The sequence below is a fragment of the Myxococcus guangdongensis genome, from assembly GCF_024198255.1.
Lineage (GTDB): Bacteria > Myxococcota > Myxococcia > Myxococcales > Myxococcaceae > Myxococcus > Myxococcus guangdongensis.
In genome coordinates this window covers 914,141-929,290 of record NZ_JAJVKW010000003.1, presented here as the reverse complement: position 1 = coordinate 929,290, position 15,150 = coordinate 914,141, and the positions used below count along the sequence as shown (strand labels likewise).

General features: G+C 71.2%; 9 protein-coding genes. 5 read left to right on the top strand and 4 right to left on the bottom strand.

The window, feature by feature from the left end:
• Positions 1-352 precede the first annotated feature (352 nt).
• A complete protein-coding gene (locus LXT21_RS13180; RefSeq protein ID WP_254038467.1) occupies positions 353-5,299 on the top strand; it encodes a protein kinase domain-containing protein in 4,947 nt (1,648 codons plus the stop codon).
• A 4-nt stretch (positions 5,300-5,303) separates the two neighbouring features.
• Here LXT21_RS13180 and LXT21_RS13175 read toward each other — a convergent pair whose 3' ends face one another.
• Positions 5,304-6,236, bottom strand: coding sequence for a class I SAM-dependent methyltransferase (locus LXT21_RS13175; protein ID WP_254038466.1), 933 nt, complete (start codon positions 6,234-6,236; stop codon positions 5,304-5,306).
• Positions 6,237-6,508: 272 nt separating this feature from the next.
• Here LXT21_RS13175 and LXT21_RS13170 point away from each other — a divergent pair, with 272 nt between their 5' ends.
• Positions 6,509-8,470: a S9 family peptidase gene (locus LXT21_RS13170; RefSeq protein WP_254038465.1), complete on the top strand. Its 1,962-nt coding sequence runs from the start codon at positions 6,509-6,511 to the stop codon at positions 8,468-8,470.
• On the opposite strand, the gene LXT21_RS13165 is transcribed toward LXT21_RS13170, so the two are convergent.
• Both LXT21_RS13165 and LXT21_RS13160 read right to left on the bottom strand, forming a co-directional pair.
• A complete protein-coding gene (locus tag LXT21_RS13165) occupies positions 8,439-9,437 on the bottom strand; it encodes a serine/threonine-protein kinase (protein ID WP_267145405.1) in 999 nt (332 codons plus the stop codon). The two genes, LXT21_RS13170 and LXT21_RS13165, sit on opposite strands and share 32 nt — an antisense overlap.
• 25 nt (positions 9,438-9,462) lie before the next feature.
• Positions 9,463-9,816, bottom strand: coding sequence for a hypothetical protein (locus LXT21_RS13160; RefSeq protein WP_254038464.1), 354 nt, complete (start codon positions 9,814-9,816; stop codon positions 9,463-9,465).
• 217 nt (positions 9,817-10,033) lie between these two features.
• Between LXT21_RS13160 and LXT21_RS13155 the strand changes: the two genes are divergently transcribed.
• The 3 genes from LXT21_RS13155 to serA all read left to right on the top strand — a co-directional run bounded on the left by LXT21_RS13155 (position 10,034) and on the right by serA (position 13,612).
• Positions 10,034-10,411: a SpoIIAA family protein gene (locus tag LXT21_RS13155; RefSeq protein ID WP_254038463.1), complete on the top strand. Its 378-nt coding sequence runs from the start codon at positions 10,034-10,036 to the stop codon at positions 10,409-10,411.
• 97 nt (positions 10,412-10,508) lie between these two features.
• The gene (locus LXT21_RS13150; protein ID WP_254038462.1) at positions 10,509-12,167 is read left to right on the top strand and encodes a serine protease; all 1,659 of its coding nucleotides are present in this window, start codon (positions 10,509-10,511) and stop codon (positions 12,165-12,167) included.
• 191 nt (positions 12,168-12,358) lie between these two features.
• Positions 12,359-13,612, top strand: a complete 1,254-nt coding sequence (gene serA / locus LXT21_RS13145; protein WP_254038461.1) for a phosphoglycerate dehydrogenase — start codon at positions 12,359-12,361, stop codon at positions 13,610-13,612.
• 15 nt (positions 13,613-13,627) lie between these two features.
• On the opposite strand, the gene LXT21_RS13140 is transcribed toward serA, so the two are convergent.
• Positions 13,628-15,034 (bottom strand): FAD-binding oxidoreductase, encoded by a 1,407-nt coding sequence (locus LXT21_RS13140; RefSeq protein ID WP_254038460.1) that lies wholly within the window; start codon positions 15,032-15,034, stop codon positions 13,628-13,630.
• Positions 15,035-15,150 lie beyond the last annotated feature (116 nt).

Genomic DNA, 15,150 nt, shown 5'->3' with positions numbered 1-15,150 from the left:
GAGCAGGTCCTCAGGGGGAGGGAAGGGACGGCGACTTCGCGCACCGGCGTAGCATGTGCCACCCACCTGCCGGAAGGTCGGCCCCCTGCCCCGTCGCCCGCCGGACGACGTGCGGGCACACCCGAGTCATTCGTGCCCGCCCCCTCGGTGCCCGAGCAGTCTGCCCGCATGCCCGAGAAGCAGGAGGGAAGCGGAGCGGGTGCGGCTGTTGAAGGCTGAGTCGGCGCACGGGAGACGTGCGTCGACCACTCCCTTGGCGGCGCCCGTCCGACACCCAACGTTGCCGGGAGGGACGGGACGCGCGGCCAACCACGGCGCCTTCGCGTCGCGGGGTGGAGCGCGAGGGCACTGAATGGCTGAAGGCATCCCATCCGCCAGCGCCGTTCCAGGAGAGCCGCGGCCCGGCCGCCGACTGGGCCACCAGTTCGAGCTCGTCCAGCGGTTGAAGGTCGGCCGGGGAATCTCCACGTGGGCGGGTGTGGACCTGAGCACCGGGGAGCGCGTGGCCATCAAGGTGACCTCCACCACGGCGCTCGTCCCCGCCACGCGCCACCGCATGGAGCACGAGGCCGCCACGCTCGCGCGGCTCGACAGCCCCTTCGTCGTCGCCGTGCGCCACATCGGCACCTCGGAGGACTGGCTGTACCTGGTCACCCCCTGGCTGACGGGAGAGTCCCTGGAGGCGCGCCTGGAGCGCGGCGTGCTGAGCGTCCCCGAAGCGCTCGCGCTGGGCCGGGGCCTGCTGTCCGCGCTGGCCGAGGCCCACCACCACGGCGTGCTGCACCGCGACGTGAAGCCCGCCAACCTCATCGTCTCCGGCGAGCCGCTGTCACGCGCCACGCTGATTGATTTCGGGCTCGCCCGCAGCGAGCGCCTCGACGCGTCCCTCAGGGACCTGCCGGTGGGCACCGCGCGCTACCTGTCCCCGGAGCAGGCGGGCCTCCTGCACCGCCCCGTGGAGGCCACGTCGGACCTGTACTCCACGGGCGTCGTCCTCTTCGAGTCGCTGGCTGGGGTCCCCCTCTTCACGGGCGACTCGGTGGGCGAGGTCCTTCGTCAGCACCTGTCCGCGCGGCCCCGGCTGCGCGCGGTGGGCGTGGACGCGCCGCGCGCATTGGAGGAGCTCGTCTCGCGCCTGTTGCAGACGGACCCGTCGGATCGCTACCAGTCGGCGGCCTCCGCGCTGGCGGACCTGCTGGAGCTGGAGGACGCGCTGGCCCGGGGCCAGGCGGAGCCGGAGCTCATCACCGGCGCGAGGGACTCCCGACGCAGCCTCACCGAGCCCTCCTTCGTCGGCCGCCACGAGGAGGTCGCCACGCTGGAGCGCGAGCTCGAGCACACGGTGACGGACCCGGGGCGACTGGTGGTGGTGGAGGCCGAGTCTGGCGGCGGCAAGAGCCGGCTGCTCGAGGAGCTCTCCGCCCGCGCTCCGCGACACCACGCGTGGGTGCTGCAGGGACAGGGGCAGGACCAGGCCGCGCGGAGGCCCTTCCAGCTCTTCACGGGCGTGGCCTCGGCCATCACCCAGGCGCTCGCGTCGAGGCCCGCGCTGGCCCAGGCGCTGCGTGAGCGGCTCGCTGGACAGGAGGCGGGGCTGTGCATGGTGCTGCCGCAGTTGGAGCCGCTGCTGTGCCCCGCGCCGCACGCCTCCCCGCGGGGACTGGGGCCCGAGTCTCTCGGTGAGAGCCGCGGCATCCAGGCACTCACCGCGCTGCTCGGCGCGCTGGGCACGCGGGACGAGCCCGCCGTCGTGGTGCTCGACGACTGCCAGTGGGCGGATGAGCTGACGCTGCGGGCCCTGGAGGGTTGGTCACAGGCGAGGCGCCAGGGACAGGGACGGGTGCTCGTCGTCGTCGCCTTCCGCGGTGAGGACATCGGCCCCACGCACGTGCTGCGCAGGCTGGCGCCCAACGCGCACTTACGGCTGTCCGCGCTGGGGGCTTCGGAGGTGACGCGCCTGACGGAGTCCATGGCGGGCGCGCTGCCGCGCGAGGCCACGGAGCTGGTGACGCGGCTGTCGGAGGGCAACCCCTTCATGGCGAGCGCGGTGCTGCACGGGCTGGTGGAGGACGGCGTGCTGGTGCCGGGGGCCTCCGGTTGGAGCGTGGAGCCGACGGCGATGGCGCACGCGCGCTCGTCCCGGCAGGCCGCGAGCTTCCTCGTGCGGCGGCTGCGCCTGTTGCCCCTGGCCTCGCGGCGATTGCTCTCGGTGGGCGCGGTGCTGGGCAAGTCCTTCGAGCTGTCACGCCTGGAGGCCCTTTCGGGCGTGTCGCGCGAGCACTTGAGCGCCGCGCTGGAGGAGCCGCGTCGCCGTCACATGCTGTGGGAGGAGGGCGCGCGCTACACCTTCGTGCACGACAAGCTGCGCGAGGTGCTGCTGGACATGCTGACGCCGCAGAGACGGCGGGAGCTGCACCGACAGGCGGCGCGCTCGGCGGCGGCCCAGCCGACGAAGGACTCGTTCGAGCTGGCCTACCACTTCGACGCCGCGGGTGAGGACACGCAGGCGCTGCCCCACGCGCTCATCGCGGCGGAGCTGGCGCGCGGGAGGTTCGCGCTGGAGTCCGCGGAGCTCAACTACCGCATCGCCGAGCGCGGCGCGGCGGACGCGGACGCGAGCATCCGCTTCCGCGTCGCGGCGGGCCTGGGCAACGTCCTCATGCTGCGCGGCCGCTACGAGGAGTCCCGTCAGCAACTGGAGCGCGCGCAGTCGCTTGCGAGGGAGAAGCAGGAGCAGGCGCGCATCCTCGGCCAGTTGGGCGAGCTCGCCTTCAAGCGCGGCGACTTCGGCGAGGCGACGCTCGCGCTGGAGCAGGGCCTGAAGCTGATGGGACGCTGGGTGCCGCCCCGAGGCGTGCTCACCGGCGCGAGCGCCGCGTGGGAAATCCTCGCGCAGGCCGCGCACACGGTGGCGCCGAGGTGGTTCCTCGCGCGTCGTCCCATCGAGGGAGGCACCGAGGACCTCCAGGCCGTGCGGCTCTACAGCCGGCTCGCGTATGGCTACTGGTACCGACGGGGCCGCGCGGCGGTGTTGTGGGCGCACCTCAGGGACTTGAACCTCGCAGAGCGCTATCCGCCCACGCCCGAGCTGGCGCAGGCGTACTCGGAGCACTCGCCCGCGCTGACCACCCTGCCCTGGTTCGAGCGGGCCTATGCGTACGCGGAGAAGTCGCTGTCCCTGCGCCAGGAGCAGAATGACATCTGGGGCCAGGGCCAGACGCTGCACTTCTATGGGCTCGCCTGCTACGCCTCCTCGCGCTTCGACGACTGCATCGAGAAGTGCACCCAGGCCATCCGCCTGCTCGAGCGCACCGGAGACCCGTGGGAGGTGAACAACGCCACGTTCCAGGTGGCCATGGCCCTCTACCGCCTGGGCCGGCTGCGCGAGTCGCTGGAGACCAGCCAGCGACTGCACGCGGCCGCGCTGGCGCTGGGAGACCGCTACTCGGTGCGGCTGGGCCTGGAGGCCTGGGCCAAGGCGTCCGACGGGAGGCTGCCGGGCACGCTTCTCGAAGGCGAGCTGAACAACCCGGACCAGCCGGACCCGCAGAGCTTCGCGGGCGTGCTCCAGGCGGACGCCCTCCATCGGATGCGTCAGGGCGACGCGGCGGGCGCGGTGGCGGTGCTGGAGCGGGCCGCGCGGCTCGTCGACGAGGCCCACCTGCGTCAGGAGTACGTGGCCCCCATCACCCCGCTGCTCGCCACCGCGCTGCGCCAGCTCGCGGAGACCACCTCGCCCCTTGCAGCCGCGCGACGCCGCGCCCTGCTCGAGCGCGCCGAGAAGACGGCGAAGGACGCGCATGCCCTCGCGCGCACCTACCGCAACAACCTCCCTCATGCCCTGCGCGAGCGGGCCCTCGTCGCCGCGCTGCGAGGCCAGGAGCGCCAGGCCCGAAGCTGGCTCGAGCAGTCCCTCCAGTCGGCGCGCGACTTGAAGATGCGCCACGAGCACGCCCGGAGCCTGAAGGCGCGAGGAGAGCTGGGCCGCGCGCTCGGCTGGCCCGGCGCGGAGGCCGACCTGTCGCTGGCCACGCGTGAGCTGGCGGAGATGGAGGAGGGCCTCTCGCCCGAAGTCGTGGAGCCGGGGGGCACCCGCGCGCTCTCGCTGGTGGACCGCTTCCCGCGCGTGCTGGAGGCGGGGAGACGGCTCGCGTCGGCGCTGTCCCGCGAGGCGGTGTTCGAGGCGGTGCGCCAGTCCATGCTGGAGCTGTTGCGCGCCGAGCACTGCGCCATCGTGGACCCGCGCGAGCTGTCCGAGGACGAGGACACCGAGGGCCCCAGCCGCACCGCCCTCTCCCGCGCGATGGAGACGGGCCGCATCACCGTGATGGGCCAGGGACTTCCGGGCGGGGCGAGCGAGAGCATGGAGCTGCTCGGGGTCCGCTCGCTGTTGTGCGCGCCGCTCCAGGTCCGGGGCAAGACGGTGGCCTGCGTCCTGGCCACGCACCGTCAGGTGGGCGCCCTGTTCGGCGAGGTGGAGGAGCACCTGACGGAGTTCGTCACCGTGCTCGCGGGCACCGCCCTGGAGAACGCGGAGAACTTCGAGGCCGAGCAGGAGGCGGTGCGCCGCCGCGACGACTTCCTCTCCATCGCCGCCCACGAGTTGAAGACGCCGCTCACCTCGCTGCAGCTCCACATCCAGGGCCTCCAGGCCCAGGCGCGCGCCAGCGGTGACGCGGGCCTGTCCCCGCGCAAGCTCTCCACCAAGCTGGAGTCCGCCTCCGCGCAGACGCAGCGCTTGGGGCGACTGGTGAGTGACTTGCTGGACATCTCCCGGCTCGCCCAGGGGCAGCTGCACATCAAGCTCTCGGAGGTGGACCTGGTGGCGCTCGTCCAGGGCCAGCTCGAGCGCAGCCGCGAGGCGCTCGTGCGCGCGGAGTGCCCGGTGCGGCTCGACGCACACGCCCCCCGGCTCACCGGCTCCTGGGACGCGATGCGACTGGAGCAGGTGGTGGGCAACCTCCTCTCCAACGCGATGAAGTACGGCGCGGGCCAGCCGATTGAAATCACCCTGCGCGAGGAGAAGAACGGGCTCGCGCTGCTGCGGGTGCGCGACTTCGGCATCGGCATCGCCGACGAGGACCGCGCGCGCATCTTCGGCCGCTTCGAGCGCGCGGTGTCCGTGCGCCACTACGGCGGCTTCGGGCTGGGCCTGTGGATTGTCCGCGAAATCGTCCAGGCGCTGGGCGGCGCCATCGACGTGGAGAGCACGCCGGGCGAGGGCTCCACCTTCACCGTCACCCTGCCCTGCTCCGGGCCCTCCTCGCAGCAGGAGTCCCCGGGCCCACCGGTGCACTGAAGCGTCAGCGCCGCACGAGCTCCAGGTAGATGACGTTGTCCTGGCCGTCGCGGAACAGCCGCACGGAGTCGAGCCGGTCCAGCGGCACCTCGCCGAGGAAGCCGCGCAGCTCATCCTCCTCGCGGTACAGGAGCCACCAGTCCATGAAGGCCTCCATGTAGCCGGTCTCCGGAGGGAAGCGCGCGAAGTTGGCCACCAGGAGCCGCCCCTGTGCGCGCAGCATGTTGAAGAGCAGCCCCGTCAGCCGCGTGGCGACGGAGTCGGACAGGTAGTCATACAGGCCCGCGGAGTAGACGAAGTCCAGGTCCGCGAAGGACTCCTTGCCAGCGAGCAGCGCGCGCACCGAGCCGCAGTGCGGCTTCACCACGTCCAGCGGCTGGTGGTGGGAGATTTCCGCCAGGCTCAGCGCATCCTGGTCGAACGCGATGAGCTCCCGCACGCGCCGCTCCCGCACGGCCGCCGAGGCCTCCGCCTCGCGCAGATGGCCACACGCCACGGAGAGGACTCGCGCCTCGCCCGGCACCCGCTCGGCCGTGGCGTCGAGCTGCCGCGCGAGCAAATCCCGGCGCTCGCGCACGCTCACCGCGCTGGGCTGCTGGTGCATGTACCGATAGATTTCCCGGCCCGCGTGGAGCTCGTCCGCAGCGCGGTCCAGGTACAGGTAGTCGATGAGCGCCGCGTCGCCCGCGTAACCCCGGGGCCGCTCGAAGGCGCGTCGGGTGAAGGGACACTGGTGCAGGAACGAGCGCAGCGGGTGCTTGCGCGCGGTGTCCTGACAGAAGGCCTTCCAGTCCTCCTGGCTCCAACGCCGTCGCAGCGAGAGCAGGCCCAGGTGCAGCGAGTGCATGTCCTGGTGCAGCACGTCGTCGTCGGCCTCCAGCATCCGCGCGTGCATGCCGTCGAGCCACACGCGCGCCTCCACGAGCGCCTCCTCCACGGGTCGCTCCGGGACGGGCAGGACGAGTTGATTGCGCTCGCGGTGACTGGCAGGGGCGGGCGCGCGTCGGACCGGTGTCCTCTGGGGGTCTTGCATCGTCCAACACAACCCCGGAGGGCCCCGGCTCCTCTTCCCGTGAAAGACCCTCGCCCGCTCGCTCCCCGAGGCGGGCTCGCGAGCGCATGCAATCCCGCCCGACGTCATTCGTGTACAAGGTGGGACACCGGACGGCGGCGCCGCTTCCGGGTTCCACACCCCCATTGGAGTCCACCATGCCGTCCTGGTTCACCGTGTCGCGGGCCATGGCCCTCGCGACCCTCGTCCCCACCCTCGCGCTGGCCAACCCCGCCGCGCCGAAGGCCGCCGCGTCCGGCAAGGCCGAGGTCGAGCGCGCGTCCACGCGCCCCTCGAAGCACTACACCATCCAGCAGTTCATGAAGACGACGCTGATTCGGGGCGCGTCCTTCTCCTCCGACGAGCAGCGGGTGCTGTACTCGTCGAACCAGACGGGCATCTACAACGTCTTCTCCGCGCCGGTGAAGGGCGGCAAGCCCACCCAGCTCACCCGCTCCACCACGGACAGCACCTTCGCGGTGAGCTACTTCCCGAAGGACGAGCGCATCCTCTTCACGCGCGACCAGGGCGGCAACGAGCAGCACCACCTCTACGTGCGCACCCCGGACGGGAAGGAGAAGGACATCACCCCGGGCGACAAGCACCGCGCCGTCTTCTTCGGCTGGAGCCAGGACGAGGCGGGCTTCTACGTCCTCACCAACGAGCGCGACGAGCGCTTCATGGACCTGTACCGCTACGACGCGAAGACGTTCGAGCGCACGCGGCTGTACCAGAACGAGGACGGCCTGGACGTGGGCGCCGTGTCCGCGGACGAGCAGTGGATCGCCGTGGAGAAGACCCACACCACGGCCGACAGCGACGTGTACCTGCTGAACCTCGCCACGAAGGAGCGCAAGCACATCAGCCAGCACCAGGGCACCGCCACCTGGAGCCCCGCCGAGTTCGACACCACCTCCACCGCGCTCTACCTGCTCACCGACGAGGGCTCCGAGTTCACCCGCGTGGTGCGCTACGTGCTCGCCACCGGGAAGATGGAGGAGGTGGAGAAGACGGACTGGGACGTGATGTACACGTACTTCTCCCGCAACGGCGCGCTGCGCGTCACCGGCATCAACGCGGACGCCAGCACCGTCATCCGCGTGCAGGACACGAAGACGGGCAAGCAGCTGGAGCTGCCCAGGCTGCCCGAGGGCGACATCACCAGCGTGTCCATCGGCCGCGGTGAGAAGCGCCTGGCCTTCCACCACCGCGGGGACCGCTCGCCCAACAACCTCTACGTCTTCGACCTCGCGACGAAGAAGGCCACCCGCCTGACGGACAACCTCACCACCGAAATCGACGCCAAGGACCTGGTCGACGCGGAGGTGGTGCGCTTCAAGTCCTTCGACGGGATGGTGATTCCCAACGTCCTCTTCAAGCCGCATCAGGCCACCGCCCAGACGCGGGCGCCCGCGCTCATCTGGGTGCACGGCGGCCCCGGTGGCCAGTCCCGCAAGGGCTACAACCCGATGATTCAGTACCTGGTCAACCACGGCTACGTGGTGCTGGCCATCAACAACCGGGGCAGCTCCGGCTACGGCAAGACGTTCTACACGGCGGATGACCAGAAGCACGGCAAGGAGCCGCTGCTCGACTGCGTGGAGGCGAAGAAGTACCTGGCCAGCCTCCCGTACGTGGACGGCGAGCGCGTGGGCATCATCGGCGGCAGCTACGGCGGCTACATGACGCTGGCCGCGCTGACGTACCACCCGGGCGTCTTCAACGTGGGCGTGGACATCTTCGGCGTGTCCAACTGGCTGCGCACCCTCAAGAGCATGCCCGCCCACTGGGAGTCACGGCGCCAGGCGCTCTACCAGGAGGTGGGCAACCCGGAGACGCAGGAGGCGATGCTGCGCGAAATCTCCCCCCTGTTCCACGCGGAGAAGATTCGCCAGCCGCTGCTCGTCATCCAGGGCGCCAACGACCCGCGCGTGCTGCAGGCGGAGTCGGACGAAATCGTCCAGGCGGTGCGCAAGAGCAAGGTCCCCGTCGAGTACGTCCTCTTCCCCGACGAGGGCCACGGCTTCACCAAGAAGAAGAACGAGGAGGAGGCCTACTCCCGCACCCGCGCGTTCCTCGACCAGTACCTCAAGAAGCCCGCCAGCGGCCCCACCAACTAGGCCCTCGCGTCCGGTGCGCGTCCGAAGCCGCGCGCACCGGCGCATCCTCCTCGGGCACCACCTGACGTGACGCCACGTCCCCGAGCGCCTCCAACAGGGCCTCCATGGACGCGAAGCGCTGCTCGGGGCGCTTCTCCAGACACCGCCGCACCACCGCCTCCACCGCTTCCGGCACGGCCAGCTCCGGCCGCAGCTCCGAGAAGCGCGGAGGCGGCTCCTTGTGATGGGCGAAGACCAGCTCGAGCAGGTCCTCCGACTCGAACGGCACCCGCCCCATCAGCATGTGGAAGAGCACCACGCCCAGCGAGTAGATGTCCCCGCGCGCGTCGGCCACGTGGCGCGCCCGCTCCGGCGCCATGTACGCGGGCGAGCCGAGCCCCGCGTCCCCTTCGGTCAGCTCCCGCACCGACAGCCGCGCCGACTCCGACATCACGGGGCGCGTGCGCCCGAAGCCGCGCAGCTTCACGTGCGCCCCCGCCTCCTCCACCAGCACGACGTTGCCCGGGGACACGTCTCCGTGCACCACGCCTCGCTGGTGCGCCTGACGCAGGGAGCGCCCCAGCGCCCGGGCCCACGCCACCGCCCGCGGCCACGGCAGCGGCCCCGAGGCGAGCACGTCCTGCAGCGTGCGCCCCTCCAGCCACTCCGTGGCCACGAACAGCGTCCCATCCTCCAGCCGCCCCGCGTCCAGCACGGTGACGGTGTGGGGATGGGCGAGCCTGGCCGCGGCACGGGCCTCCTGGAAGAAGCGGCGCGGCGCCTCCAGGTCCTCGAAGGGCGCGGCCAGCACGCGCACGGCCACGGTCCGCTCCAGCGGGAGCTGGAGGGCCCGGTACACCCGCTGCGTGCCCGGCCCCTCCAGCGGCGCCACCAGTTGGTAACGGCCCTGCAACACCTGCCCGACGAGCGGGTCCGCGCCCCAGGCCGTGGGGATGCTCGGGCTTGCCTGTCGGTCGGTGCGCATCATGAGGGGCCTCGCTCTTCGACTTTCTTCAGGCCTGGAGCGGGTTCACCGCCGCCGGGCACTCCCAGTACGTGTACTCGCAGGTCTCCAGGCGCTCATCGCAGGGGACCTTCACCACCGTCATCAGCTCGCACGGGTGACGAGGTGCCTCCGTCTCCCGCGCGCCTATCGCTCGTGCGTCCTCGCTCCGGACGGCCTTGGGAGCCTCGGGCGGAGCCACCACGGCCCGGCGCTCCGTCCTGCCCTTGCCATGCGCCGACACCGGCGCCTGGGCTTCCCGTCGTGCCTCTCCGGCGGGCATCCCCCGCGGCGGACAGGCTCCCGGCAGCAGCCCCGGCACGGTGCCCAGCACCGCGCCCAGGACATACAGCTTCCTGTTCATGTAACCCCCTTGCCGGCTCGAACCGCCAGCCACGCCCTACGACGCAGGCCAGTACCGGTTCGGCGGCAGGGACGTCACTAGCCGGGGGGTCTGACATTCCCGGCGCTTCTGGACAGGGTGGCTTGGGCCACCCGTCTTCGAGGGCAGGTGAAGCGTCGGGTATCGGAGTGTCACCGGCTGAGGCTAGGATGGCGCGCCTTCGGAGCCGTCACCGCCCATGCCATTCCAGATCACCGTTCACGCGCAGGACCGAATCCTCGAGGTCGTCTATCCCCCGCAGGTCACCTCGGCGGACCTCACCGAGTACCTCACGGAGGTGAAGAAGGCGATTGTCGGCTTCGCGGGGGAGTGGTCCGCGCTGGTGGACCAGTCCCAGCTGCGGGTGATGCCCACCGACGTGGTGGCCTCCATGGCGGCGCTCAACGCGTACGCGCAGCTGCACGGGATGAAGCGCTCGGCGCGGGTCGTCAGTGACGCCCCCTCCGGCCTCCAGGCGTGGCGGATGACGAAGCGGGCCATGCTCACCATCCCCACCCGCACGTTCGAGACGAAGCCGGAAGCCCTGGAGTGGCTGCGCAACCCCGAGGCGGAATGAGCCGTTCCCGCCCTGCGCGGCACCGACGTCTCCGGTAGAGTGTGAGCCCCGCCCGTCCTTCCGGGCGGGCCCGTTCCACTTCAGGAGTCGTCTCTTCATGCACCACATCCGGAATGGCGCCGCCCGGCAGCTCTTGGGCGCGCTCCTGTGTTCTGTCGCCGTCACCGCCTGTCAGCCGGGCCCCGCGTCCCAAACGGGTGAGCCGGAGGTTCCGGAGGAGACGGGCTCCGGCGAGAGCCCCGTGGTGTACGGCACGGATGACCGCTTCGACGTGTACGCGCACTCGAACGCCACGCTGCGCCAGCGCGCCGAGCAGTCCACCGTGGCGCTGATGTCCCCGGACATGCTCGACACCACCGACCCGGACGACGTCGGCTTCTTCGCCTATACGCTGGGCGAGTACGAGAACCTGTGCACCAACCAGCGCTTCCGGAACGACCCGGCGGCGGCGTGGTGCTCCGGCACGCTCATCGACGACGACCTGGTGCTGACGGCGGGCCACTGCATCGAGACCGCGGCGGACTGCGCGGACACGCGCTTCGTCTTCAACTTCTACAACACGGGCCCCGACACGCTGCAGAAGGTGACGACGGCGGACATCTTCTCCTGCAAGTCCATCGTCACGCAGCGGCTGGACGACAGCGGCAGCCCCATGCTCGACTACGCCATCGTCCGACTGGACCGCTCCGCCGCGCCGCGCTTCACCCCCGCGCCCGTGCGCGCAGGCAACACCGCCCTGGCGGTCGGCGCCGGCGTGGCCGTCATCGGCTCGGGCAGCGGCATCCCCTTCAAGATTGATTCGGGCGGCAAGGTGCGCACGGCGCGCGCCAGCACGCTGGACTACTTCGTCGCCACCACGGACACCTTCGAGGGCAACTCCGGCTCGGGCGTCTACGAGACGGACGGCTACACCGTGGCGGGCATCCTGGTGCGCGGCGCCAACGACTACGTCAGCAGCGGCAGCTGCAGGGTCGTCAACAACTGCCCCGAGACGGGCTGCGGCGGAGAGGGCATCACCTACGTGCAGCCCGCCATCACCGCGCTGTGCCGCGTGGCCACCAGCCAGCGCCTGTGCGGCACCACGCCGCCTCCGACGGGCGGCACCACCTTCACCTTCTCCGCGCAGAACACCTACAGCGCCACGGCCAACACCACCAACAAGGCGGTGACGCTGACGGCGGGGCAGAAAATCACCGTGGGCACCTGCGGCGTGCCGGACGCGGCCGTCGTCGGTGACTCGTACCTGCGCCTGTTCGGCCCGAGCGGCCTGCAGGTCGCGGAGAACGACGACGCGTGCAACGGCCGCGGCTCCCAGCTGAGCTTCACCGCGACGTCCGCCGGCACCTACGAGGTCCGCGCGGGCTGCTACGACACCACCACCTGCTCGGGCACCGTGGCCTGGAAGCTCGAGGGTGGCGGCTCCACCCCCGCGCCCACCAGCGGCGCGTTCGACTTCTCCGCCACCGCCACCAACAGCGCGCGCACGGGCACCATCAACCAGGACATCACCCTCACCGCCGGCCAGTCGCTGTCCTTCGGGACCTGCACGGTGTCGGGCGCCACCGGCACCGGCGACACCCTGCTGCGTCTGTACAACAGCGCGGGTCAGCAGGTGACCAGCAACGACGACGCCTGCGGCTCGCTGTCCCACGCCACCTACACCGTGCCCACGGGCGCGGGTGGGACGTACCAGATTCGCGCCGGCTGCTACGGCGCCTCCACCTGCTCCGGCACGGTGGCCTGGACGCTCCGGTAGTCCCCGCTGACGCAAGGCACCTGACTCACCGAGGCGGGCGGTCCGTGGATGACGGGCCGCCCGCTTCTGTCTTCGGGGCCACTCCCTCCATGCACGGCGGGCCAGCGGCCGGCCAGCCCGAGACACCGGGCCGTCCCGCCTGCTCACCCCGCGCTTGACACTCCGGAGGCCCGGGAATAACGCACGGCGACATGAGCACTGCCCGGTTCCCGCCGTCCCCGACGCGCCCGATTCTCAACGAGGGTCCGTTCCGCGCCCTGCTGCTGGAGAACATCCACCCGTCCGCCGAGGAGCTGCTCGCCGCCGAGGGCTTCCAGGTGGAGCGCGTCAGCTCCGCGCTCAAGCCGCCGGAGCTGGCGGAGCGGCTCCGGGGCGTGCACCTGCTCGGCATCCGCAGCAAGACGACAGTGCCCCCGGAGGCGCTGGTGCACGCGGAGGAGCTGCTCGCCATCGGCGCCTTCTGCATCGGCACCAATCAAGTGGACCTGACGTCCGCCAACACGCACGGCATCCCCGTCTTCAACGCGCCCTTCAGCAACACGCGCAGCGTGGCGGAGATGGTCATCGCGGAGATCATCGTCCTCACGCGCCAGCTGTTCGACCGCAGCCGCGAGGTGCACACCGGCCAGTGGCGCAAGGTGGCCACCGGCAGCCACGAGGTGCGCGGCAAGACGCTGGGCATCATCGGCTATGGCCACATCGGCTCGCAGCTGGGCGTGCTCGCCGAGTCCCTGGGCATGCGGGTGATGTACTTCGACGTGATGACGAAGCTGCCCTTGGGCAACTCGCGCTCGGTGGCGACGCTGGACGAGCTGCTGGCCGAGTCGGACTTCGTCACGCTGCACGTGCCGGCGCTGACGTCCACGCACATGATGATGGGCGCCGAGCAGTTCGCGAAGATGAAGCGAGGCGCGTGCCTCATCAACGCCAGCCGGGGCACGGTGGTGGACATCGCCGCGCTGGCGTCAGCGCTCAAGTCCAAGCACCTGGGCGGCGCCGCGGTGGACGTGTATCCCGAGGAGCCGGAGGGCAACTCGGACGGCTTCGTGACGGAGCTGCAGAACCTGCCCAACGTGGTGCTCACGCCGCACATCGGCGGCTCCACCGAGGAGGCGCAGGCGTCCATCGGCAAGGAGGTGGCCGTGAGCCTCTCCAAGTTCTTCCGCACGGGTGCGACGACGGGCGCGGTGAACTTCCCCATGGTGGAGGCGCCGCTCATCCCCGGCACGCACCGCATCCTCAACGTGCACCGCAACATCCCGGGCGTGCTGCGCGACATCAACCGCATCGTCTCGGACTTGAACGCCAACATCCACGCCCAGGTCCTCAGCACGGACGCCAACATCGGCTACCTGGTGATGGACCTGGACCAGGACGTGTCGCGCCCGGTGTGTGACGCCATCGCGGGCCTCACCACCGACATCAAGACGCGCATCGTCTCCTGAGGCGCGCCGCGCCGCTCAGGCGTCCAGCACCTTCCCCGGGTTGAGCAGTCCCCGGGGGTCCAGGGTCCGCTTGAGCGCGCGCAGCAGCGAGAGCTCCTCCTCCGAGCGCGAGTAGCCCAGGTAGTCCTTCTTCAACAGGCCGATGCCGTGCTCCGCGGAGATGCTGCCCGCGTGCTTGCGCACCAGCTCGAACATCGTGGGGTCCGCCTGCTTCGTGTGGGCGAGGAACTCCGCCTTGTCCATGGCGTCCGGCTTCATCACGTTGACGTGCAGGTTGCCGTCGCCGATGTGGCCGAAGAGGCAGATCTCCCACCCCGGGTAGCGCGACTGGAACACGGCCTCCAGCTCCGCGCAGAAGGCCTCCAGGCCGGCCACCGGCAGCGAGATGTCGTTCTTGTGGGGCAGCCCCGTGGCGGACAGGCTCTCGCTGATGCCCTCGCGCAGCGCCCACAGCTCCTGGGCCTGCGCCGCGCCTTGCGCCTGGGTGCCGTCGGTCACCAGCCCCCGCTCGAACAGCGAGCCCAGCCACGCCTCCACCGCGGAGGCGTCACGCGACTCGGCCTCCAGCAGCACGTAGCAGCCGCTGTCCGCCTCGAACGGTGAGCGCAGCTTGCGGTGGCGCCGCACGCGGGCGAGGCAGCGGTCCGTGAAGAACTCGTAGGCGGAGATGACGAAGGCCGTCTGCTCGCGCGCGTCGCGGAACAGCCGCAGCACCGCGGCCACGTCCGGCACGGCGAAGAGGAAGACGTCCTGCTTGCCGGGCACCTGCGTCAGCTTGAGCGTGGCCTCGGTGATGACGCCCAGCGTGCCCTCGCTGCCGATGAAGAGCTGGCGCAAATCCAGGCCCGTGTTGTTCTTCTCCAGCGCGCCGTTGAGCTCCAGCACGCGGCCCTCCGCCGTGACGACTTGCAGGCCCAGCACCCAGTTGCGGGTGAGGCCGTAGCGGATGACCTTCACCCCGCCCGCGTTGGTGGCGATGTTGCCGCCCACGGTGCTCGAGCCCTTGGAGGCGAAGTCCACCGGCCACGTCAGGCCGTGCTCGGCGCAGTGGCGGTGCACCGCCTCCGTCACCGCGCCCGCCTGCACGCGCACCGTGTTGCCGAGCAGGTCCACCGGCCCCAGGCGCGCCATGCGCTGCAGCGACAGCACCACCTCGCCCTTCGCCGCCACCGCGCCGCCGGCCAGGCCCGTGCGCCCGCCGGAGGGCACCACCGCCACGCCGTACCGGTGGCAGAGGGCGAGCAGCCGGGCCACCTCGTCCGTGGTGCGGGGCAGCGCCACCGCGCTGGGGGCCGGGGTGTACACGCGCGTCCAGTCGCGGCCGTACTCCTTCAGCTCCTCGGGCTCCCGGGTGAGGAAGTCCGAGGGGAAGCCCTCGGCGAGGGCGGAGAGGAAGTCGGTGGGGAGCGCGGCGTCGGACATGGCCTCAGGCGTATTGCAGGCGCCCGCGTATGACAAGGCGCGGCGTGGGCCTCCGGTCGCCTGGATGACCGGCCGGAAATCCCGGGGAAAGGCCAGGAAAATCCCCCCGGGGTGTA

Bases quoted from the DNA above. Each gene is read 5' to 3' on its own strand.
- serA (WP_254038461.1), top strand. From the start codon at position 12,359: ATGAGCACTGCCCGGTTCCCGCCGTCCCCGACGCGCCCGATTCTCAAC.
- LXT21_RS13140 (WP_254038460.1), bottom strand. From the start codon at position 15,034: ATGTCCGACGCCGCGCTCCCCACCGACTTCCTCTCCGCCCTCGCCGAG.
- LXT21_RS13165 (WP_267145405.1), bottom strand. From the start codon at position 9,437: ATGATGCGCACCGACCGACAGGCAAGCCCGAGCATCCCCACGGCCTGG.
- LXT21_RS13155 (WP_254038463.1), top strand. From the start codon at position 10,034: ATGCCATTCCAGATCACCGTTCACGCGCAGGACCGAATCCTCGAGGTC.
- LXT21_RS13160 (WP_254038464.1), bottom strand. From the start codon at position 9,816: ATGAACAGGAAGCTGTATGTCCTGGGCGCGGTGCTGGGCACCGTGCCG.
- LXT21_RS13150 (WP_254038462.1), top strand. From the start codon at position 10,509: ATGCACCACATCCGGAATGGCGCCGCCCGGCAGCTCTTGGGCGCGCTC.
- LXT21_RS13170 (WP_254038465.1), top strand. From the start codon at position 6,509: ATGCCGTCCTGGTTCACCGTGTCGCGGGCCATGGCCCTCGCGACCCTC.
- LXT21_RS13180 (WP_254038467.1), top strand. From the start codon at position 353: ATGGCTGAAGGCATCCCATCCGCCAGCGCCGTTCCAGGAGAGCCGCGG.